A 20,634-nucleotide genomic window follows, 5' to 3' on the forward strand; every position below is an offset into this window, starting at 1 on the left:
CATGTGCCGGACAAGGAGGACGGCCAAAAAAACGCCAACGCAAGCCGGGCCGACGCAAGTCGCGCCGCTGGGTGGTCGAAGTGACTCATTCATGGCTCAATCGCTTTCGTCGGTTGCTGATTCGCTGGGAGAAGAAGGCGAGCAATTATCTGTCCCTGCTGTTTTTCGCCTGCGCCATCATCTGTTGGCGCAAATGCGAGGTTTAGAGATAGGCTCTAAGTGTATGCCGATTGCTGAATTCTGGCGATGGCCCAGACGGCGTGCTCGCGCACCAACGGCTCCTCGTCGTTGAGCAGGCGGCGCAGCACCGGCAAGGCTTCGTCGCTGCCCCAGTTGCCGGCGGCCACGCAGGCGTTGCGCAACAGGCCGCGTCGCTTGGTGCGCATGATGGCCGTGCCTTTGAACCGCGCGTGAAACGCCGTCCGATCCATGCTCAACAAATCGAGCAAGCGCGGCGCGATGCGCTCGGGGTCGGGCGGGCGAAACGCCTTCGCCAGCGGCGAGTCCGAGGGGCGTGAGAAGCGCCGGACGTACGGGCATACGTCTTGGCAGAGGTCGCAGCCGAACACCCAGTTGCCCATTTGCGGGCGCAGCGCGAGAGGGATGCCGCCTTTGAGTTCGATGGTGAGGTAAGAGATGCAGCGAGACGCATCAAGCACGCCGGGCGTCGGCAGGGCGTTGGTCGGACAGGCAACGAGGCAGCGCGCGCAGCGGCCGCACCGGCTGAACGGCGCATCCTCGCCCGTGCTGCGGTGCGGCGCGCCGGCTGTGTTCAGCGGCGGCGCAGCGGCGCTGTGCTCATGGTCGGCCTCCTCGATCTCCTCGCTCAAGAGCACTGCGCCCAGGAACAGGTAGCTGCCGCGCTTGGGGTGAATCAGGCAGGTGTTCTTGCCGATGAACCCGAGGCCGCAGCGCGCCGCCCAGGCGCGTTCCAAGATAGGGCCGGTGTCTACGTAGGCGCGCGATTCTCTGGCCAGCCAGTCGCCGAAGGCGCGCAGCACCGGCGTGATCACGTCGTGGTAATCGGCGCCCCAGGCATAGCGCGCGATGCGCCCGCGGGCGGGGTCTTGGAGGACCTCCATCGGCACGGCCAGCGTCTCGTAGCTCAGTCCAACGACAACGATGGTGCGCACGTTGGGCATGAGGTGCCGTGGGTCCAAGCGACGCTCCGGCGCACGGGCCATGTAGGCCATTTCAGCGTGATAACCGGCGCGGAGCCACGCTAAAAATCGCGCTGCGCCCGGCGTGGGGCCGGCCGGCGCGAACCCGACCAGGTCGAACCCCATCTCGAGGGCGCGTTCGCGCACCCGGCTTGCGCTCAGCATGGTGGCTCAGTCCAGATTCTCGATCCGAATCGGCGCGATTGGATCGGCGGGGGTGAAGCCGAAGACCCGACCGTAGAAATACAGTTCGGCCTCCAGCGCCCGCTTGATGTTTTTGGCCTTGCGGAAGCCGTGCTGTTCGCCTGCGAACGTTAGATAGGCCGTCGGCAGCCCTTTGGCGCGCACGGCGTTGAACATCGCCTCGGACTGGCTGGGCGGCACGATCACATCCTCCAGGCCCTGCAACAAGAGCAGCGGCGCGCTGATGCGGTCGGCGAAGTGTATCGGCGAGCGCTGCGCATAGAGATCGCGCCGTTCGGGGTAGGGGCCGATGAGCCGGTCGAGGTAGCGCGACTCGAACTTGTGCGTGTCGCGGGCCAGCGCCTCGGCGTCGCTTACGCCGTAGTAGCTGGTGCCGGCCTTGAAGGCGTTGCGAAAGGCCAACGCGCACAGCGTGGTGTAGCCGCCGGCGCTGCCGCCGCTGATCATCAGCCGTTCGCCGTCCACCAGGCCTTGCTGAACCAGATAGCGCGCGCCGTTCACACAGTCGTCCACATCCACGATGCCCCATTGGCCGTTGAGCCGCTCCCGGTAGGCGCGCCCGTAGCCGGTGCTGCCGCCGTAGTTCACGTCCAGCACGGCGATGCCGCGGCTGGTCCAGAATTGGACCTTGAGGCTGAGCGCGTGGGTGGTGGCGCCGGTGGGGCCGCCATGGCTGATGACGAGCAATGGCGGGCGCTCGCCTTCGGGCGCGACGTAGTCGCGATTGCGCGGCGGGTAGAAGAACGCGTGCGCGCTCAGGCCGTCGGTGGTGGGGAAGGTGATCGGTTGGCCGATGGAGATGTAGCCGGGGTCAATTTGCAGGTCGCTCGCCTGCTTGAGCGGGGTGAACGCGCCTGAGGCGATGTCGTACTGGACGATGGCGGCGAACTGATCCGGCGCGCCGGCATGGAAGACGAGCCGCTTCCCGTCTGCGCACAGGTTGCTGATGGCGGTGTAGGGCGAGGCAATCTCGCGCCATGCGCCCGTTTCGGTGTCCAGCAAGCCCAGATGCTTGATGCCGTCTTGTGTGTAGGCGCATATGATCAGCGATGGCGTGATGAAGGCGTAGGTGCGCTGGCCGAAGGTCCATTGTGGCTCCCCGAACTCAGCCGCCATCGGATGCAAGGCCTGGATTTCGCCGTCGCGCCAGCGGTAGAGGTTCCACCAGCCGCTGCGGTCGGAGACGAAATGCAACCCGCCGTCCGGCGACCATTCCGGCTGAAAAATGGATTCGCGCGCTCCGCCCGCGACTCGGCGCGGGTTGCTCAACGTCCCATCGGCGCTGACTTCGGCCAGCCATAGCTCGGTGCCGTCCCAGGGCATATTGGGATGGTTCCAGGCCAGCCAGGCTAAGCGTGTCCCGTCGGGGCTGAGGCGAGGCGCGGCGTAGAAGTCGTGGCCGGCGACGAGCGTCGCGCCGCCGCAATCGTCGCCGTCGCAGCGGACGGCGACGAGGGTATGGATCGGCTCGCGGCTGCTGGTGTGGTCTTCGCGCACGCAAATTAAGCGGCGGCGCTGCGCATCCATGACCGCATCGGCGTAGCGCAGCCGGGCGCCGGTTTCGGGTGTGATGGGCATCGGCGTGCTGTCCTCGGCGGCGCGATACAGCCGCTGATCGTCGAAGTTGGAGAAGTAAACCGTCCCGCCATGAACGAGATAGGCGCCGCCGCCGTATTCGTGCACGCGCGTGCGGACGTTGAAAGGAGCCGGGGTGATCTCTTCTTGGCAAGCACCGCCGCGCAGACGGATGAGGGTGTAGCGGCCGCCCTCGGATGGCCGGCTCTCGATCCAGTAGGTGTCGTCGCCGTCCAAGGCGATCTGGCTAAGGCCGATGGCCTGGCCAACGATCAGGTCGGCGGTGATGGGCGATTGCCAAGTGCCGTAAGGGGCGACAATGGGTGTGCGCGGGGCGAACGTGCTCATTTACAAATTCCCAATGACCGCCGTGGCAAATTCGCTGCACTTCACCTCTTTCGCCCCGTCCATCAGCCGGGCGAAGTCGTAGGTGACGATGCGCTGGCCGATGGTCTTGTCCAGCGCAGCGATGATCGCGTCGGCGGCCTCGACCCAGCCCAGGTAGCGCAGCATCATCTCGCCGCTCAGGATGACCGAGCCGGGGTTGACCTTGTCGAGGTTGGCGTATTTCGGCGCGGTGCCGTGGGTGGCTTCGAAGATGGCGTGGCCGGTGACGTAGTTGATGTTGCCGCCGGGCGCGATGCCGATGCCGCCCACCTGCGCGGCCAGCGCGTCGCTCAGGTAGTCGCCGTTCAGGTTGGGCGTGGCGATCACGTCGAACTCCTCGGGGCGCGTCAGCACCTGCTGCAGCGTGATGTCGGCGATGCTGTCCTTGATCAGCAGTTTCTTCTTCCACTTGCCGTCGCCGTGCGTGGGCAGCAGCGCGAGCGCGGCTTCGACTTCGGCGCGGATCTCGGCCTGCTGGCCCTCGGTCATCATGTCGTAGCCGGGGTCTATGGCGCGCGCGTTGTCCTCGACGCTGATGCCCGGCTTGCGCTCGACGTTGTCCAGGATCCAGCTCTCGCGCTGGGTCACGATCTGATCGCGGTACTCGCGTTTGGCTACGGCGTAGCCCCAGTCGCGGAAGGAGCCGGAGGTGTACTTCATGATGTTGCCCTTGTGCACGATGGTCACGCTGCGGCGGTTGAAGCGCAGGGCGTATTCGATCGCTGCGCGCATCAGCCGCTCCGTACCGGGCTTGCTGATTGGCTTGATGCCTACGCCGACCTGATCCATCGCCTCCGCGCCGAAGCGGATCTTTTTGAATTCCTCGGGCATCTCGGTCTTGAGGAAGTTCAGCAACTTCATTGCCTTAGGACCGCCCGCCTCGAAGTCAATGCCGGCATAGATGTCCTCGGTGTTCTCGCGGAAGATCACCATGTCCACCTTCTCGGGGTGTTTGACCGGCGAAGGCACGCCGTTGAAGTACTTGACCGGGCGCAGGCACACGTAAAGGTCGAGCAACTGGCGCAGCGCGACGTTCAGCGAGCGGATGCCCTTGCCGACCGGCGTGGTGAGCGGCCCTTTGATGCCAACGAGGAACTCCTGAAAAGCGTTCACCGTCTCTTGGGGCAACCAGTCGCCGAACTGTCGGAACGCGGACTCGCCGGCGTAGACCTCCATCCAGTGGATCTTGCGCCGGCCGCCGTAGCATCGCTCCACGGCAGCGTCGAACACGCGCACGCTGGCCGCCCAGATGTCCGGTCCGGTGCCGTCGCCGCGGATGAAGGGGATGATCGGATTGTCCGGCACGATGAGCTTGCCGTGTTCGATGCGGATCTTCTCGCCGCCGGCGGGGACTTGTACGAGTTTGTATGTCATGGTTGATTCAGCCTCGATTGCAGTGCGCTCTTGTCGAGCGTTGATTCTAAAACGCCGCAGCGCAACGGGGTTGACCGGGGTGCATTTCAAGAGAGGGGATCGCCGTCCTGCGAGAAGCGATTGCAATCAGCGCGGTGCGCCGGAAAGGTGCACAGGGCTGGCGTATCCAGTAGGACACGCGCGGCTGCCCTTCGGCTCATCGGTCTCGGGAAGAAGCCATTGTCGGAGGGCGCCTTGTTCGTGGATAATGCGCGCCGTGGCTAATTCGGCTATCCCTATCACCGTCGCCTACGGCGATGGCATCGGCCCCGAGATCATGGAGGCCGTGCTCGGCATTCTCGACGCTGCACAGGTGCCGCTGCGCTATGAGGTCGTCGAGGTCGGCCAAAAGCTCTACGACCAGGGGCATACCGCCGGCATCGCGCCGGAATCGTGGGACGTGATCCGTCGCAACCCGGCCTTCCTCAAGGCGCCCATCACCACCCAACTCGGCGCCGGCGGCAAGAGCTTCAACGTTACGGTGCGCAAGGCCCTCAACCTGTTCGCCAACGTCCGGCCGTGCAAGTCGTATGCGCCGTTCGTCGCCTCGGCGCATCCGGGCATGAACCTGGTCATCATCCGTGAGAACGAAGAAGACCTCTACGCCGGCATCGAGCATCAGCAAACGCGCGAGGTGACGCAGGTGCTCAAGCTGATCACGCGACCGGGCACCGAGCGCATCGTGCGCTATGCGTTCGAATACGCCCGCGCGTATGGCCGCCGCAAGGTCACCTGCATGACCAAGGACAACATCATGAAGCTGACCGATGGCCTGTTCCATCGTACCTTCGAGCGCATCGCCGCCGAGTACCCCGACATCCAGGCCGAGCACATGATCATTGACATCGGCACGGCGCGGCTGGCGGCGCAGCCGGAGCGGTTCGACGTCATCGTCACGCTCAACCTCTACGGAGATATCTTGTCCGACGTGGCGGCGCAGATCGCCGGCTCGATCGGGCTAGCTGGGTCGGCCAACGTTGGGCCGCGCGTCTCGATGTTCGAGGCGGTACACGGCAGCGCGCCGGACATCGCCGGCAAGGGCGTGGCCAATCCTTCCGGGTTGTTGGTCGCGGCCACGCAGATGCTGGTTCACCTGGGCCTGGCCGACAGCGCCGAGCGCATCAAAAATGCCTGGCTGTGCACTTTGGAGGATGGTATTCACACCGCTGACATCTACCGGCCCGAGCTGAGCAACCAACTGGTCGGCACGGCGGCCTTCGCCCGCGCGGTCATCGAACGGCTGGGCTGCACGCCGCGCCAGTTGCAGCCGGTGCACTATCAGGCGACCGGCATTCACGCGACGATCGGTGAGATGCCTAAGCCGGCGAAGGCGCTGGTCGGCATGGATGTCTTCCTTGACTGGGATCACGATGGGCGCGACCCGAACGTGCTTGGCGCGGCATTGACACGTCATGCGCCTGCGGGCTGGCAGCTCAAGATGATTACCAATCGTGGCGTGAAGGTCTATCCCGACGGCCTGCCCGAGACGTTCTGCACCGACCACTGGCGCTGCCGGTTTGTCGCCGTGCAGGAACCGATCACCTATGCCGAGTCGTTGGCGCTCCTCAACGCGCTGCACGCCGCCGGCTTCGAGATCATCAAGACGGAGAACCTCTACACGTTCGACGGCGAGCGCGGCTATTCGCTAGGACAAGGCGAATGAGACAAGGTGACAGGGGTGACAAGGGGACAAGGGGACAGGGGGACAAGGTGACGTGATGATTTGTCAAGTGCGATATCTGCCGTTGATCGTCACGTAGTCGTGGGAGAGGTCGCACGTCCACACCGTCGCGCCGGCGTTGCCCAGCCCCAGGTCGAGCCGCACGACGATCTCGCGCGGCTTCATCGCGGCGGTGGCAGCCGCTTCGGCGTATTGGGTGGGCGCCCCTTTGGCGAACACGAGCACGCCGCCGAACCATAGCGACATCTTGTCCGGCTGCACGTCCTCGCCGCTATAGCCGGCCGCAGCGATGATGCGCCCCCAGTTGGCGTCTTCGCCGTAGAACGCCGTCTTCACCAGCGGCGACCGGGCGATGGTCCGTCCCACGTTCTCGGCCATGCGCTCGTCGCGCGCGCCGGTGACCTCAATGGTGATGAACTTAGTCGCGCCCTCGCCGTCGCGCACGATCTGCTTGGCCAGGTTGGTGCAGATGCTGGTGAGCAGGATCTCGAACTCCAGCGGCGTGGGTTGCAGGCCGCTGGCGCCGTTGGCCAACACCACCAGCGTGTCGTTAGTGCTGGTGTCGCCGTCCACGCTGATGCGGTTGAACGACTTGCGTGCGGCGTTGGCCAACGCCTTCTTCAGCACCTCCGGCGCGACGACGGCATCGGTCGTCACCACGGCCAGCAGGGTGGCCATGTTGGGATGGATCATGCCGGCGCCCTTGGCGACGCCGACCAAATGCGCCATGCGCGGGCCGCCTTGCTTCTCGTCGCCGGCCACGGTGATGTCGTCGGCAGCTATCTTGGGAACGGTGTCGGTCGTCATGATGGCGTGTGCAGCGGCCTCCAGGCCGCCTTCCGACAACGCCTGCGCCGCGAGGGGAATGCCGACGCGCAGCTTGTCCATCGGCAGCGGGACGCCGATCACGCCGGTGGACATGACGAAAACCTGATGCGGCTCAATCGAGAGCGCCTCGGCGGTTAGGCGAGCCATTTCTTCACAGTCGCGCAGCCCTGGCTCGCCCGTACAGGCGTTGGCGCAGCCGGAGTTGATCACCACCGCACGCAGCTTGTGCCCTTCGGCCATCAGCCGCTGGTCATAGATCACCGGCGCGGCCTTCACCTGGTTCTGGGTGAAGACCGCGGCAGCCACACAATCGGTCTCACTGGCGATCAACGCCAGGTCTAGCTTGCCGTTCTTCTTGATGCCGGCGGCGATGCCGGCTGCGCGAAAGCCTTCGGGAAGTTTGGGATTCAACATCGTTCGGTCGCATGCGCACAATGCACTACGCGCAGCGTCTTGCGCCTTGTGTTTTTGTGCATCATGTATCGCGTCTCACAAGCTCACCTCTCGCCCGCTCGTCGCAGAGGCCGCGGTGGCTTCCAAGATGCGCACGACCTGCAACGCCTGCTCCGGCAGGACGGCGAGGGGGGCTTCGCCGCGCACCGCGCTGACGAATGCGCCCACCGATTGCAACCAGCTTCGCTCGTTGGGGTAAGGCGAAAGATCGGGTTCCTCGGCGACGATTTTGCCATCCTGCGCCGAATAGTATTTGAGCGACGGCGAATCGCTGAACAGGCCGCTGCGATCTAGTCCGCCCTGTGTGCCGTAGAGCGTGACGCGATCCTCGCCGGGGCCGAAGGCGGCCCACGTCGCCAGCAGGCGGATTTGTGCGCCGTCCTTCAGCGTCAGCACGGCAAAGGCCGTATCGTCCACGTCGAAGCGGCCGTCGGTGAAACGGTCGGCGCCCCATCCGCCTAGCCCGATCTTTTGCTTGCCCAGTTCGCCGCTCAGAAAACCCTTCACCGCGACGACTTCAGGGAAGTCTAGCAAATACAAGATCAGGTCGAGCAAGTGCACGCCGATGTCGTAGAGGGCGCCTCCCCCTGCCAGGTCTTTGTTGGTGAACCAACTGCCGAAGCCGGGGATGCCCTGCTGGCGAACCCATTTGGACTCGGCCAGGTACACGCGCCCGAGGTGGCCGGCTGCAATGATGTCGCGCATGGCGCGTGCGGTGCGGTCGAAGCGCATGTGTTGATTGACGCTGAGCAGCCGGCCGTTCTTCTGCGCAGCCGCGATCATCTCGGCGGCCAGCGCGCTCGACGTGGTCATCGGCTTTTCGCACAACACGTGCTTGCCGGCGTTCAGCGCCTCGATCGTCACCGGCGCATGCAGGCTGTTGGGCAGCCCGACGGACACCATGTCAATCTCCGGCTGCGCCAACAATTCGCGGTAATCGGCGAAGACCTTAGGGATGCTGAACCGATGCGCGACTTCCTGCGCGCGTGCGAAGTTCGAATCGCAGACCGCGGCGATTTCGACGCCGGCGGCCTGAAATCCGGGAATGTGGCCTTGTTGGCCGATCGCGCCGGCCCCGATGACGCCGGCGCGCAGACGATGTGTGCTCAACGCGGTGTGTGCTCCTTCGATGATGGGAAGATGCTACGTGCTAGTTTAGCACTCGCGCAGCCGCCTAAGGTCGCGCGCCATTCGATGTGCAATCTCTCGCCATCGGGCATAGAATCATAAAGCAACAAAAAGAGGCGTGATTCACTCATGGCAAAGTCAACCGAACATCTCAAGACTCGCAGTCGAGAATTGGAGGGCATCGCCCGTGCGCCGCATCGCGCGTTTATGCGCGCGATGGGCTTGACCGATCAGGATCTACGACAGCCGTTAGTCGGTGTAGCACACACCTGGAACGAAGCGACTCCGTGCAACATGTCCATGAGCTTCCTGGCGCAGGAAGCCAAGCGCGGCATCCGAGAGTTGGGCGGCACGCCGCGCGAGTTCGTCAGCATCGCCGTCAGCGACGGCATCGGCATGGGCCACGAGGGGATGAAAGCGTCGCTCCCCAGCCGCGAGGTGATTGCCGACTCGATCGAGCTGATGATGCGCGCGCATTGCTACGACGCGCTCTACGGCATGGCCGGATGCGACAAGAGCCTGCCCGGCACCCTGATGGCCATGGCGCGGTTGAACCTGCCCAGCATCTTCGTTTACGGCGGCACGATCAAGCCCGGCAAGTTCCGCGGGCGCGATGTGACCATCCAAACCGTCTATGAGGCGGTTGGTCAACGTGAAGCCGGCCTGATTACCGACGAGGACCTCCACGAGTTGGAGTGCGCGGCCTGCCCGGGTATCGGCTCGTGCGGTGGGTTATTCACCGCCAACACGATGGCCAGTGTGAGTGAGGCGCTGGGCATGGCGCTGCCGGGCAATGCCTCGCCGCCGGCTGTGGATGAAGAACGCAAGGTCATCGCCTTCGAGAGCGGTAAGGCGTTGATGCGCCTGATGCAGCGTGGCATCCTACCCAGCGACATCATGACCAAAGAGGCGTTCGAGAACGCCCTCGCCGTGGTGCTTGCGATGGGAGGCTCGACCAACGTGGCCCTCCACCTGCCGGCGATCGCGCACGAGTTAGGCATCAAGCTGACCTTCGACGACTTTACGCGCATCACCTGCCGGACGCCCCACATTGCCGACATGACCCCCGGCGGCAAGTATGTGATGGAAGACTTGCATCGCATCGGCGGCGTGCCGGTGGTGATGAAGACGCTGCTCGATGCCGGCTTATTGCACGGCGACTGCATGACCGTCACCGGCAAAACGGTGGCCGAAAACTTGAAGAAAGTGAAGAACGCCGAGCAACTCACCAAGCAAGACGTGGTCTATCCGGTGAGCAAGCCCCTGCGCGAGAGTGGCGGCATAGTCATCGTGAAGGGTAACCTGGCGCCGGAGGGCGGTGTGGTGAAAGTAGCCGGCGTGAAGAACCTGCGACACGTTGGGCCGGCGCGGGTGTTCGACGATGAACAATCCTGCGCGGAGGCAGTGGCGCGCCGTGAGATCAAGCCCGGCGATGTGGTGGTGATTCGTTACGTCGGCCCGAAGGGCGCGCCCGGCATGCCGGAGATGCTTGCCGTCACGGCGGCGATTCGCGGTCAAGGGTTAGGTTACGATGTGGCGTTGCTCACCGACGGGCGATTCTCCGGCGCGACGACCGGCCTCATGGTCGGGCACATCGGCCCCGAAGCGTTCGTCGGCGGGCCGATCGCCGCGCTGCGCGATGGCGACATCATCGAAATTGACGCCTCGAACCCGGCCAGGGGCAAGCTCAACGTCAAGCTCAGTCGTGAGGAGATCGCCCAACGCCTGAAGAAGTGGAAGCAGCCCAAGCCGCGTTACGCCGGCGGCGCGTTGGCCAAGTATGCGCGCTTGGTAGGCCGCGCCTGCGACGGCGCTGTGACGCACTAGGCGCAGTGCTCACATCGGCGCAGGGGGCTCACGCACCGTGGCGATTGCCGGCTTTGTGCTGCGCGCGGGTTTGTCCTTGCTTCTGCGCGAGGCAAGGGGAGTAACGCATATCCGCCGGGCCAATAGCATGTGGCGGGCGTGGGTGAAATTCAGGGTGTGCGCTGGTCAGCGCGGTTCGATGGTGAACTTGACGGCGGTGCGCGTGACGCCGTCAATGTTCACCTCGCCGAACGAAGGGATCAACACCACGTCAATGCCATCGAGCAGCAAATAACCGCGCGCGATGGCGGCTGCCTTGACGGCCTGATTGACCGCGCCCGCGCCGATGGCCTGAACTTCGGCTCGTCCGTGTTCACGCACCACGCCGGCGATCGCCCCCGCGACTGCCGTTGAACGCGATGTGGCAGATACCTTGATGAGTTCCAAGTTTGCTTCTTCCTCCTTGCTGTCGTGGCCCTCCATCGAGCACGTCATCGTGGCGTATTCTTCAGACCTTACGTCTCGACGATTTTTGGATAGTTGTTCATCTTTTGCAAATGGCGGTTATCACTCAAGCGGTGTTCGGGCGGGATGCGAAGCATCATCGGTTACCCGGATTGGGGTCGAGTGAGCTAAAGTAGTCGCGCACGTAGTCGCGCATGTCGGGCGGCACGCGGCCGCTCCGCAACGCTTCGTCGGCGGCTTTCGAGTAGTCGCCGTAGACCTGTTCGTAGGGCACGCTGCTGCCGCCGCCCGGTGCGGTGGAGGTGCGCCCGTCGGGATTAGGCGCAGTCGGGTTCTGCGCTTCGGGCAGCACGACCGGCCGGCCTTCACCGCTGATGCGGCGCGGCGCATACACTGTATCGTCCGAGCCGAAATCGTCGCTCTTGCGCGAGGAGCTTGCGCCGCTGCGCTCGTCGCTGGCCGTCGTGCTGTCGCGCGCCGACGCGTTGTCGGCCTCTCCGCGGCCGGACGTTTGGGCCTGGCTCTGGCTGGACTGTCGCCCCTGTGCACCGGCCGGGGTGTTCGACCCGGCTTGGCTCTGACCAGGCCGCTGCGATTGTGATTGCGATGCCTGCTGGGCGATGGCTTGACGCGCGGCTTCGGCTTGGGATTGCGCGCGGTCCAGCGCTTGAGATGCCTCGCGCGTTTCTTGGGCGCGCTCGAGCGATTGCGCAGCCTGGTCGAGCTGCTGTTGTGCCGCCTGGATGTTGCCCTCGCGCATATTTTGGGCCGCTTCGCGCAGCCGTTGCGCCAGCTCCGGGTCGCTATTTTGGACGCTGCGGGCGAGCTGGTCGAGTTGATCGGCAGCGCGCTGCATTTCCTCCTCGCTCAACGGTTGGCCGGTTTCGCTCGAATCCGTCAAACGGCGCATCTCGTTGGCGGCGCGGTCGAAGTGCTCGTTGGCCAGCGCATTGGCCAGCGCATTCGTCAACGCGTCGGGCGCGAGGCTCTCGCCGGCGCGCCGCAGGTCTTCGGCTTGCTGTTGGGCGGCCTGGTCGTTCAAGGCGTCGAGCTGCGATTGGGCCTCGTTCAGCGCGGCCAGCGCTTCCTCTGGGGTGACGTTCGGATCTTCCAGCTTGCGGCGCGCTTCATCTAGCGCTTGGAGGGCGGCCTGCTTTTGCGCGTCGCTCAGCGCCGAGTTCTCGATCATCTGCTGGGCTTGCCCTAGCCGCTCGATCTGCTGGGCAATCGTCTGGCGCAGTTGCTCGCGCTGGGCCAGCACTTGCTGTTGGGGGTTAGGCAGCAAGATGGCGAGGACCAGGGCCATCAGGAAAAGGAGCGAGAGGATGGCGTCGCGCCGCGAGATGTGCAACGGCATGAGCTTGCGGGCGTCCACGCTCTCGGTGACGCGCTCGGCGTCCTGGCGCTGGATGTTGCGGATCAGGTCGTTCCTGGCGCTGAGGTGGCCCTCGCCGATCTCAAGCGCAGTGGACGTTCGCTCTTGCAGGCCGAAGCGTTGATCGAAGACGCGCGCCCACTGCATCGGCGAGGTGCGCGCGTGTCGTAGCCAGGGGTAGGCGAGCGCGCCGACCAGGCCGGCGATGGCCAGCGCGATGGACAGACCGATGAGGGTCGCCGTGCTCATCAGGGGGAACACGCGCGAGGCGAGGGCGATCAATAGCGCTACACCCAAGCCACAGGCCAGCCCGAAGAAGGCCAGACGGATGCTGTGTTGCAGGCGCGCGCGACGCGACCATGCCCGTATGATCTCCGTCAGTTCGTTCATCGTCTTCATTGGGGCGGCAATTCGGTGATCCACCGCTCCCTTTTATAGCTGCCTATCATCCCACATTCCGAGGTCGTGCGGCCGCCGGCGCCGCTCAGCAGTTCGATGCATCGGCGCGCCCAGGCGAATGGCCGCTCTGGGCGCGACCAGATAAAGCTCATCGCGCTCTTGATGATAGGGTTGCGACTCACCCAGTGCCCCACCCGCGTCGAGCTACGGGCGAAGCAGAAAAGCGCGACCAGCGCAAATGGCCAGACCGGCATGACCGGCGTGATTGCGCCGATGCCGGCCAAGCCCAGCGCGCCGAATCCGGCGAAGATCACCAGCGCGCGCTTAACGGGATGTGTGACGGGCGCGATGTGGATCGGCCGGTGATTGGCCGGGTCGGTGTGGTGTTTGACCTCGCGCAGCAGCTCGCCAAAGAGCCGCTCGATCCAGTGCCCATGGCCGACGCCTCGCGGACGATCCGTGTTCATTTCTCGTATTCGCACCCGGACAATTCTTAGCAAGCCAGGATAAGAATCTGGTGAGAGTGAGTGGTGGGCCTGGGGGCGGACTGATTGGGGCCGAGTCATCCCGCTCGGCCGCAAGCATAGCGCGGGAATCTGCTCTTCAGGGCTCCCGCAATTTGCCAAATGCTCACACGACAGATATGGCCTTGAAGCGTGTGGCCCAACGGTGATAAAAGCGTGATAATAGTCGCCTTTGGAAAGTCGCATGGCAGAACGATCAACGATGTATGACCTGGCCACCATCACGGTCAAGGCGGGGCGGGGCGGCGATGGCATGATGAGCTTCCGGCGCGAGGCGCGTGTGCCGCGCGGTGGGCCGGATGGCGGCAACGGCGGCCGCGGCGGCGATGTCATCCTCGTCGTCAACCCGCGCCTGAATACCTTGATGCGCTTTCAGCGCCAACGTCAGTTCGAGGCTGAAGATGGCCGCAATGGCGGAAGCCAGAACAAGACAGGGCGCAGCGGCCGGCCGAAGTATATCGAGGTGCCGCCCGGCACCCTCGTGTACGATGCCGAAACCGGCCGGATGTTGGGCGACTTAACACGGCCCGGCCAGCAGCTCATCGTAGCAAAGGGTGGCCGCGGTGGGCGCGGCAACGCGATGTTCGCGACGCCTACCAACCAAGCGCCGCAGATCGCCGAGAACGGTGAGCCGGGCGAGCGCCGTACGCTCCGGCTTGAACTCAAGCTCATCGCCGATATCGGTATCATCGGCTTGCCCAACGCCGGCAAGAGCACCCTGCTTTCTGCGCTCACGGCTGCCAAGCCGAAGATCGCCGACTACCCGTTCACCACGCTGCGCCCCAACTTGGGCGTCGCTTCTCTGGACGATGAGCGGACGGTCGTGCTGGCCGACATCCCGGGTTTGATCGAGGGCGCGAGTGAGGGCGCCGGCCTGGGCCACGATTTCCTCCGCCATATTGAGCGCACGCGCGTGCTTATCCATCTGCTCGACGGCCTGAGCGAAGATCCGTTGGCAGATTATGAGACGGTCAACCGCGAGATGGCCGCTTTCGGCCACGGCTTGGCCGATAAGCCCCAGGTGGTGGCGATGACTAAGATGGACCTGCCGGATGCGCGCGCGGCGTTCGAGCTGTTCGTCGGCGAGGGCAGGATCGCTGATGCCCGCGGTGCGCCGCCGGATGAACCGGACGCGTTTCTCCCTGCGCCTGGCCGTCCGCTCTGCGTGCTGCCGATCTCCGCAGCGACCGGCGAGAACACACGTGAGCTGCTCAGCCGTGCGGTGCGTGTGCTCGAGGCGCTGCCGCCGCTCCCAGCAGTTGAGCCGGAGCCGGACGCATTGCCGGAGCCGGAGACCTCCTTTGAAGTCGTCCGCGAAGGCAATGGCTTTCGCGTGATCTCGCCGCTGCTCGAGCGCCGCGTGCAGATCACGCGCTGGGACTTGGATGACGCGGTGCTTCAGTTCCAACGCTTTCTGGAGCGCAGCGGCATCGGCCCCGAACTCGAACGGCTCGGCATCCGGCCCGGTGATGTGGTGTACATCGGCGATCATGTGCTGGAGTGGGGCGAAGGGTGAAACGAATGGTGAATGACGAATCGTGAAACGGCGCCGGCGTCGTAGGTCATGAAACTCGAAACACTTGCCGTACATGCCGGCCGTGAGGTGGAGCCGGCGACGCGCGCGATTACCCCTTCGATTACGCTTTCGACCACCTTCGAGCGCGCCCAGGATGGCGCCTTTCCCGGCGGGCACATTTATACGCGCAACAGCAATCCCAACCGCGACGCGCTGGAGCGCGCGCTGGCCGCATTGGAGGGCGGCGGCATTGCAGTGGCTTTCGCCTCCGGCAATGCAGCGACTTCGGCAGTCTTGCAGGCGCTGACGCCGGGCGACCACGTGATTGCCTCGATTGAGACGTACTATGGCACACGCGCTGTGCTCACGGGCGCGCTGCGGCGCTGGGGCTTGCAGGCGGACTTTGTGGATATGAGTGACCCGGCGAACATCGCGCGCGCCATGCGTCCGAACACGCGATTGGTGTGGGTGGAAACGCCGTCGAACCCCCGCCTGCGGCTGACCGATATTGCGGCGGCAGCAGCGATCGCCCATGCTGGCGGTGCGCGGTTGGTTTGCGACAACACGTTTGCTACGCCGGTGCTTCAACGGCCGCTGGCGCGCGGCGCCGATCTCGTGGTGCACTCCACGACGAAATATATCGGCGGGCACAGCGATGTGCTGGGCGGCTGTGTGATCGCCAACGCCAATGATGATTTCATGCAGCGCGTGCGGGCATATCAGGTGTTCGGCGGCGCGGCGCCGTCGCCGTTCGATTGCTGGCTGCTGTTGCGCAGCATCCCCACCCTGCCGTATCGGGTGCGGGCGCAGTCGGAGGGCGCGATGCGCGTGGCGGCATTCCTGGCCGCGCATCCGCGGGTGGCGTGTGTGCATTATCCCGGCTTGCCCGCGCATCCCGGCCATGCGATTGCAGGTCGGCAGATGCAGGGCGGCTTCGGCGGCATGTTGTCTTTCCAAGTGGTCGGCGGCGAGGCCGAGGCGATGGCCGTTGCTGCGCGCGTGCGGCTGATCGTGCGCGCCACCAGCCTGGGCGGCGTGGAGAGCCTCATCGAGCACCGCGCATCGGTCGAGGGGCCGGATACGCCGACGCCGCGCAACCTGCTGCGCCTCTCGGTCGGGCTAGAGCACCCCGACGACCTGATCGCTGATCTCGCACAGGCGATGGCGTGACGTTTGCGCGCCGCGCAAACGCTCATGACGCGACGCTCAGAAGCGCGCGCCCGTTGAGTCGCGCAAGGCGCTCACCCTCATACCGGCTTCAGCCGCCCGTTCTCGAGCATCGCGTTGCTCAGGATGCGTTTCTCAAATTGCTGCTCGGGATGGATCGAGGTCACATGCACCATCACGTAGTGGCGCAGCGGTGTGGCGTTGATCTTTTTCACCAGCGTCTCTTCGACTTGGAAGATGCCGGCCGAGTTGCTCATCCGCACCTCGATCTCCACCGGCATCTGACTATAGTTGGACGGCCGAATGTTCACCTCTTCGATCGCCAGGGCGGACACGGCGTGGATGTCCAGCTTGCCCAGGTCGAACGGCATGCGCGCCCGGCCCTTGGTCATGTCGCAACCATCCGCCACGGCGACCACGCCGCCTTCCATGAACAACGGCGGTGGGTTCATGTCGTGACATTGGACGGCCGACAAAATGAAATCGCTGATCAGCGCCTGTTGTTCGGCATCGTCGTATAACTCGGCCAGCGCATCGGCCAAGATCGGCTGGGCGAGGATGACGCTCATCAGCTCGTGTCCCAGGCGGTGCGTGGCGTTGCCGATGTCGTGCAGCATCACGCCGGCAAGCGCGACCAAGCAGGCATCGTCCACATCGCCGGCGCCGGACTTCACTACATCCATCGGCACATCGGCCTCGATGAGGAGTTGCATGATCTGCAGGGCGTAGGATGCAGTGACGCGGGCGTGGATCGGGCCGTGGTCGTTGTAATTCAGCTTGCCCACGGTGGTGTAGTTCGACAGGTTCCAGTGGGCATCTACGCGCGGGTTGGCGATGAGCTTCTCATACATTCGCGCCGTGCGTGGGTAGGGCGCGGCGAGTGCGCGGATGACGATGTCGGCGCGCATGGCCAGCTCGCCGTAGTCGTCTGGCAGCGGCGTGTTCAGCTTGGCGCCATCGCGCGAAGGGGGATGAGGCAGGATGATGCGAGACATCACTGGAGGCAGCGTGTTGGCGCGTAATCGGCGTCGAATCTTGCGTCTTAGGTTTGGCTCACGCCTTCTTTAAATACGCCTTCAGCTCTTTGCGCGCTTCTTCCATTTTCTGTATCAGCACTTCGTCGCTCTGCTTGAAGCTTTGCACGGTGCGGCGCGCGCACTGCGTGCAACCCAGACTGGCGCGATAGCTGTCCAGGTCGCAGGTTAAGCAATTGCCCAGCTTGATCATCATGAGCGAGAAGGCCAGCACATCCTCGCTGGTCTCCGGCAACTGGCTCAGTTTATCAATCAGCTTGCGCCAAGCGACCCCGGGGCGCGCATTGCGGATCTCAGGGATCGAGCGGGCGGGGAAGAGGATTTCGCTGTCGGGATACATGGCCGGTTTTGGGTCAGGTCTGCTAATCAACGTGCGTTCAAATCATAGCACCTCACCGGCAGGGTGGTCGGGCGCGTTGTGAAAACGCGCCTCACCAAGTTCGTATCATCCACCGGGTCGGTCGGTTCTCTATAATCCCCGCGCATGGCCCTTCGCCTTTACCGCACCGATGCGTATCTCACCTGCTTCACGGCGCGGGTCGTTGCGCGTGTGACGCACAACGGCGCGCCGGCGCTCATCCTCGATCAGACGGCGTTCTATCCCGAAGCAGGCGGCCAGCCCCACGACGTGGGGAGCATCGCCCATGCCCGCGTCGCGAACGTGATTGAGGATGCCGAAGGGGAAATCGTACATATCCTCGAGGGCGATGTCGTGGATTCTCTACGACCCGGCGATGAGGTGCGGGGGCGTGTGGACTGGGGGCGCCGTTTCGACCACATGCAGCAGCACAGCGGCCAGCATGTGTTATCCCAGGCGTTCATCCGCGCCGTCGGCTTAGACACGATCGCCATGCACATCGGCCGCGGCGATTGCACGATTGACTTGCCAACCGCGGCGCTGCCGTCCGATGCGCTCGAACGCGCTGAGCGGGAAGCCAACGCCATCATCATGGAGGACCGGCCGATCTTGGCCTATGAGGTGGGCGATGCCGACCTGCCGTCAATCCCGTTGCGCCGTCCCCCCAAGGTGAGCGGCGCAGTGCGCATCGTCGAGGTGAAGGGCTACGACTGGTCGGCATGTGGCGGCACGCACGTGCGCAGCACAGCGCAGATCGGCCTGGTCAAAATCATCAAAGCCGAGAAGCGCGGGGCGGAAACGCGGATTACCTTTCGCTGTGGCGGCCGGGCGCTCGACGATTATGTGCGCCTGAGTGCCGCGACCGGTCGCCTGATGGAGGCGCTGAGCGCCGGACGCTACGAGGTGGAGCAAGCGGTGCAGAAGCTGATCGCCGAATCTCGCGCCGACCGCAAGGCCCTGCAAGAAGCCCGGGCGCGGCTGATCGCTTACGAGGCTGCCGAGTTGCTTGCCGGCGCCGCGGAGGATGGTGAACGGCGCTGGGTTACGCGGACGTTCGTCGGGCGCGACCCGGCCGAGCTGCGCGCGTTGGCCAAGCAGCTTGCAGCCGCGTCGCGCGTCGTGGTGTTGCTTGGCGCGTCGGGCGACAAAGCGCAACTGGTCTTTGCCCGCGCGCAGGATGCTACCGGCGACATGGCCGCGGCGCTGCGCTGCGCTTTGGCCGTGCTCTCGCCGGATGGCGCGGCGAAGGGCGGGGGTGCGCCGGCGTTCGCGCAGGGCGGCGGCGCGCCCGCCGATCCATCGCAGGTGCAGGCCGCCATTGCTGCGGCGCGCGCGTGGCTGCGCGGTCAGCCGCGCGCTGCTTCGGTCAACGCCGACACATCCTGATCCTCCAGGGGCCGCGCTGCATCGCCATGCGCAACGGCTCGCGCGTGAGCGCGCCGGTTGGGACGGCCACGCCCAGCGCGTCGGCCAGGCGCAACGCGTCCGTGACATCTGCGTGCATCCGGCGCAGCGCGAAGACGGCGATGTGTTGCAATTTCGGTCCCTTCACCTGAGAATTGCAGGAGATGACTGACGTGACATCGCTGCTCAACCCCAAGCAGCGCTTCATGTTGGATGCGATTCGCGATGCGGCGCAGGAATCCGGCATATCGGCCTATTTGGTCGGCGGCGCGGTTCGCGACTGGCTGTTGCAGTTGCCCGAGATTGATGATCTCGACTTCGTCGTCGAGGGTGACGCGATGGCCCTGGCCGAATCCCTCCGGCGGCGTCATGGCGGCGAGGTGCAGGCGTACCCCAAGTTCGGCACGGCCACTTGGCACATGAACGGTGTGGCGGTGGACCTGGCCATGGCCAGGCGCGAGTCCTATCCTCGGCCGGCGGCGTTGCCGGTAGTCGAGCCGAGCGACCTGCCGACCGATCTGCTCCGGCGCGATTTCACCATCAATGCCATTGCGATGCGCCTGGACGACTTTACGCTGATTGACCCGCTGGGCGGCCAGGATGACCTGCGGCGCGGCGTCATGCGCGTCATTCATCCCCGCAGCTTTGTAGACGATCCGACGCGCATGTTGCGCGGGGCGCGTTACGCTGCGCGGTTCAAGTTTGCGCTGGACGCGGAGACACATCTTGCCCTGGAAGCCGGCTTGCCCTACGTGCGCGCGCTCAGCGGCGAGCGCGTGAAATACGATCTGGAGTTGAACTTCGAAGACCGCGAGCCGGAAGGCGCGCTGACCCTGCTTCGGGAGTGGGGCTTCTTCGAGGCTGCAGGTATTCCTGTGCCGCCGGCCGACTCATTGGTGCATCGCTTTCGCCGAGCGCGCGCGGTGTTGTGGTCGGGCGAATGGCCGGTCGAGACGCTGCACATCGGCGCGCGCGATCTGCTCCATGCGGTCGGATGGGGCGCGTTGACCTACAACATGGGCCAACTCGGCATTGCGCGCTGGGTGGAGTGGATCCCGTTCGAGCATGCTGTGCGCGATGCGCTGATTGACCTCGGCCCGTTGAGCAGTTTGTCGTCGGCGTCCTTCCGCGCCCGGCGCAGCCGGCTGTCGGAATTGTTGCGCGGCTTCAGCGGCTTGTCGCTCTTCCTGGCCTATCTGTTCGAGACGAACAAACTGAAGTGCGACGCTTTGTTGTGCGAGTGGAAGGATTGGCGCTGGGTGAAACCGGTGACGACAGGCGATGATTTGCGCGCGCTCGGCCTGCCCCCCGGCCCGGCATATGGCCGCATTTTGAGCCGGCTGCGCAGGGCATGGCTGGATGATGAGGTGCAGTCCTACGCCGATGAGCAGCGCCTGCTGCAACGGTTGATCGAAACGGAAGGAATGTGATAAGATTCGCCTTGCGGCCCCTTCGTCTAGTGGTCTAGGACAAAGCCCTCTCAAGGCTTAAACACGGGTTCGAGTCCCGTAGGGGTCATGAAAGATGAGAAACCAGGCTTCTTCAAGAAGTCTGGTTTTTGCTTTACGGGTTGCGAAAGCGCGCTCTTGTGGCGCAGCTTTTGGATAGGCCACACGTGGCTGCGACGCCCCCCGATTCGTGCTTTCGCCCGACTGACGCACGGGTGAACGGAAGTCTCACTCAAACATTCGGGGCTTGGCGTCGGGCTGCCAACGATACCCAACATCGTGTTGCAAGAGTCGGGCAAGGTGGAGTAT

Annotated in this window: 18 protein-coding genes and 1 tRNA gene; 8 read left to right on the plus strand and 11 right to left on the minus strand. The window is 64.7% G+C overall.

Annotation, left to right across the window (positions count from 1 at the left end; translation table 11 throughout):
• A partial coding sequence (locus GXH28_RS11120) for a transposase (protein ID WP_169239101.1) occupies window positions 1–206 on the plus strand: 206 nt, incomplete at its 5' end.
• A gap of 9 nt (window positions 207–215) precedes the next feature.
• Here GXH28_RS11120 and GXH28_RS11125 read toward each other — a convergent pair.
• The 3 genes from GXH28_RS11125 to icd are packed head-to-tail and all read right to left on the minus strand — an operon-like array spanning window position 216 to window position 4,700.
• Window positions 216–1,325: an epoxyqueuosine reductase gene (locus tag GXH28_RS11125; RefSeq protein ID WP_169239102.1), complete on the minus strand. Its 1,110-nt coding sequence runs from the start codon at window positions 1,323–1,325 to the stop codon at window positions 216–218.
• Window positions 1,326–1,331: 6 nt separating this feature from the next.
• Window positions 1,332–3,287 carry a S9 family peptidase gene (locus GXH28_RS11130; RefSeq protein WP_169239103.1) on the minus strand — a complete coding sequence of 652 codons (1,956 nt, stop codon included), beginning with the start codon at window positions 3,285–3,287 and terminating at the stop codon, window positions 1,332–1,334.
• Window positions 3,288–4,700, minus strand: coding sequence for an NADP-dependent isocitrate dehydrogenase (gene icd, locus GXH28_RS11135; protein ID WP_169239104.1), 1,413 nt, complete (start codon window positions 4,698–4,700; stop codon window positions 3,288–3,290).
• 256 nt (window positions 4,701–4,956) lie between these two features.
• Between icd and GXH28_RS11140 the strand changes: the two genes are divergently transcribed.
• Entirely contained in the window at window positions 4,957–6,402 is a 1,446-nt protein-coding gene (locus tag GXH28_RS11140; RefSeq protein WP_320447953.1) for an NADP-dependent isocitrate dehydrogenase, read from the plus strand.
• Window positions 6,403–6,465: 63 nt separating this feature from the next.
• On the opposite strand, the gene argJ is transcribed toward GXH28_RS11140, so the two are convergent.
• Both argJ and GXH28_RS11150 read right to left on the minus strand, forming a co-directional pair.
• Window positions 6,466–7,662: a bifunctional glutamate N-acetyltransferase/amino-acid acetyltransferase ArgJ gene (gene argJ, locus GXH28_RS11145; protein WP_169239106.1), complete on the minus strand. Its 1,197-nt coding sequence runs from the start codon at window positions 7,660–7,662 to the stop codon at window positions 6,466–6,468.
• 75 nt (window positions 7,663–7,737) lie between these two features.
• Window positions 7,738–8,811 (minus strand): Gfo/Idh/MocA family protein, encoded by a 1,074-nt coding sequence (locus GXH28_RS11150; protein WP_169239107.1) that lies wholly within the window; start codon window positions 8,809–8,811, stop codon window positions 7,738–7,740.
• A 147-nt stretch (window positions 8,812–8,958) separates the two neighbouring features.
• Here GXH28_RS11150 and ilvD point away from each other — a divergent pair, with 147 nt between their 5' ends.
• Window positions 8,959–10,656: a dihydroxy-acid dehydratase gene (gene ilvD / locus GXH28_RS11155; RefSeq protein ID WP_169239108.1), complete on the plus strand. Its 1,698-nt coding sequence runs from the start codon at window positions 8,959–8,961 to the stop codon at window positions 10,654–10,656.
• 165 nt (window positions 10,657–10,821) lie between these two features.
• On the opposite strand, the gene GXH28_RS11160 is transcribed toward ilvD, so the two are convergent.
• From GXH28_RS11160 to GXH28_RS11170, 3 genes are all read right to left on the minus strand, one after another.
• A complete protein-coding gene (locus GXH28_RS11160; protein ID WP_169239149.1) occupies window positions 10,822–11,082 on the minus strand; it encodes a stage V sporulation protein S in 261 nt (86 codons plus the stop codon).
• Window positions 11,083–11,236: 154 nt separating this feature from the next.
• Window positions 11,237–12,865 carry a hypothetical protein gene (locus GXH28_RS11165; protein ID WP_169239109.1) on the minus strand — a complete coding sequence of 543 codons (1,629 nt, stop codon included), beginning with the start codon at window positions 12,863–12,865 and terminating at the stop codon, window positions 11,237–11,239.
• Between the two features lie 5 nt (window positions 12,866–12,870).
• Window positions 12,871–13,341, minus strand: a complete 471-nt coding sequence (locus GXH28_RS11170; RefSeq protein ID WP_169239110.1) for a DUF454 family protein — start codon at window positions 13,339–13,341, stop codon at window positions 12,871–12,873.
• 241 nt (window positions 13,342–13,582) lie between these two features.
• Between GXH28_RS11170 and obgE the strand changes: the two genes are divergently transcribed.
• Both obgE and GXH28_RS11180 read left to right on the plus strand, forming a co-directional pair.
• Window positions 13,583–14,914 (plus strand): GTPase ObgE, encoded by a 1,332-nt coding sequence (gene obgE, locus GXH28_RS11175; protein WP_240550347.1) that lies wholly within the window; start codon window positions 13,583–13,585, stop codon window positions 14,912–14,914.
• Between the two features lie 48 nt (window positions 14,915–14,962).
• Window positions 14,963–16,084 (plus strand): trans-sulfuration enzyme family protein, encoded by a 1,122-nt coding sequence (locus tag GXH28_RS11180; protein ID WP_169239111.1) that lies wholly within the window; start codon window positions 14,963–14,965, stop codon window positions 16,082–16,084.
• A gap of 77 nt (window positions 16,085–16,161) precedes the next feature.
• On the opposite strand, the gene GXH28_RS11185 is transcribed toward GXH28_RS11180, so the two are convergent.
• Together GXH28_RS11185 and GXH28_RS11190 are read right to left on the minus strand one after the other, a co-directional pair.
• Entirely contained in the window at window positions 16,162–17,076 is a 915-nt protein-coding gene (locus GXH28_RS11185) for a phosphohydrolase (RefSeq protein WP_169239112.1), read from the minus strand.
• Between the two features lie 58 nt (window positions 17,077–17,134).
• The gene (locus GXH28_RS11190; RefSeq protein WP_169239113.1) at window positions 17,135–17,485 is read right to left on the minus strand and encodes a hypothetical protein; all 351 of its coding nucleotides are present in this window, start codon (window positions 17,483–17,485) and stop codon (window positions 17,135–17,137) included.
• Window positions 17,486–17,599: 114 nt separating this feature from the next.
• On the opposite strand from GXH28_RS11190, the gene GXH28_RS11195 reads away from it, so the two are divergent.
• Window positions 17,600–18,859: an alanyl-tRNA editing protein gene (locus GXH28_RS11195; protein WP_169239114.1), complete on the plus strand. Its 1,260-nt coding sequence runs from the start codon at window positions 17,600–17,602 to the stop codon at window positions 18,857–18,859.
• Here GXH28_RS11195 and GXH28_RS11200 read toward each other — a convergent pair.
• Window positions 18,840–19,025 carry a hypothetical protein gene (locus tag GXH28_RS11200; RefSeq protein WP_169239115.1) on the minus strand — a complete coding sequence of 62 codons (186 nt, stop codon included), beginning with the start codon at window positions 19,023–19,025 and terminating at the stop codon, window positions 18,840–18,842. The two genes, GXH28_RS11195 and GXH28_RS11200, sit on opposite strands and share 20 nt — an antisense overlap.
• 16 nt (window positions 19,026–19,041) lie before the next feature.
• Between GXH28_RS11200 and GXH28_RS11205 the strand changes: the two genes are divergently transcribed.
• Together GXH28_RS11205 and GXH28_RS11210 are read left to right on the plus strand one after the other, a co-directional pair.
• The gene (locus GXH28_RS11205) at window positions 19,042–20,307 is read left to right on the plus strand and encodes a CCA tRNA nucleotidyltransferase (RefSeq protein ID WP_169239116.1); all 1,266 of its coding nucleotides are present in this window, start codon (window positions 19,042–19,044) and stop codon (window positions 20,305–20,307) included.
• Window positions 20,308–20,322: 15 nt separating this feature from the next.
• Window positions 20,323–20,395, plus strand: a tRNA-Glu gene (locus tag GXH28_RS11210).
• The last annotated feature ends 239 nt before the right edge of the window (window positions 20,396–20,634 follow it).

Origin of the sequence: Candidatus Roseilinea sp. NK_OTU-006, assembly GCF_012931985.1 — a bacterium.
Taxonomy (GTDB): domain Bacteria; phylum Chloroflexota; class Anaerolineae; order J036; family Brachytrichaceae; genus JAAFGM01.

Coding starts and splice junctions, on each gene's coding strand:
- GXH28_RS11205 (WP_169239116.1), top strand. CDS start 19,042: ATGACTGACGTGACATCGCTGCTCAACCCCAAGCAGCGCTTCATGTTG.
- GXH28_RS11185 (WP_169239112.1), bottom strand. CDS start 17,076: ATGTCTCGCATCATCCTGCCTCATCCCCCTTCGCGCGATGGCGCCAAG.
- GXH28_RS11170 (WP_169239110.1), bottom strand. CDS start 13,341: ATGAACACGGATCGTCCGCGAGGCGTCGGCCATGGGCACTGGATCGAG.
- ilvD (WP_169239108.1), top strand. CDS start 8,959: ATGGCAAAGTCAACCGAACATCTCAAGACTCGCAGTCGAGAATTGGAG.
- GXH28_RS11165 (WP_169239109.1), bottom strand. CDS start 12,865: ATGAACGAACTGACGGAGATCATACGGGCATGGTCGCGTCGCGCGCGC.
- argJ (WP_169239106.1), bottom strand. CDS start 7,662: ATGTTGAATCCCAAACTTCCCGAAGGCTTTCGCGCAGCCGGCATCGCC.
- GXH28_RS11195 (WP_169239114.1), top strand. CDS start 17,600: ATGGCCCTTCGCCTTTACCGCACCGATGCGTATCTCACCTGCTTCACG.
- obgE (WP_240550347.1), top strand. CDS start 13,583: ATGGCAGAACGATCAACGATGTATGACCTGGCCACCATCACGGTCAAG.
- icd (WP_169239104.1), bottom strand. CDS start 4,700: ATGACATACAAACTCGTACAAGTCCCCGCCGGCGGCGAGAAGATCCGC.
- GXH28_RS11125 (WP_169239102.1), bottom strand. CDS start 1,325: ATGCTGAGCGCAAGCCGGGTGCGCGAACGCGCCCTCGAGATGGGGTTC.
- GXH28_RS11130 (WP_169239103.1), bottom strand. CDS start 3,287: ATGAGCACGTTCGCCCCGCGCACACCCATTGTCGCCCCTTACGGCACT.
- GXH28_RS11180 (WP_169239111.1), top strand. CDS start 14,963: ATGAAACTCGAAACACTTGCCGTACATGCCGGCCGTGAGGTGGAGCCG.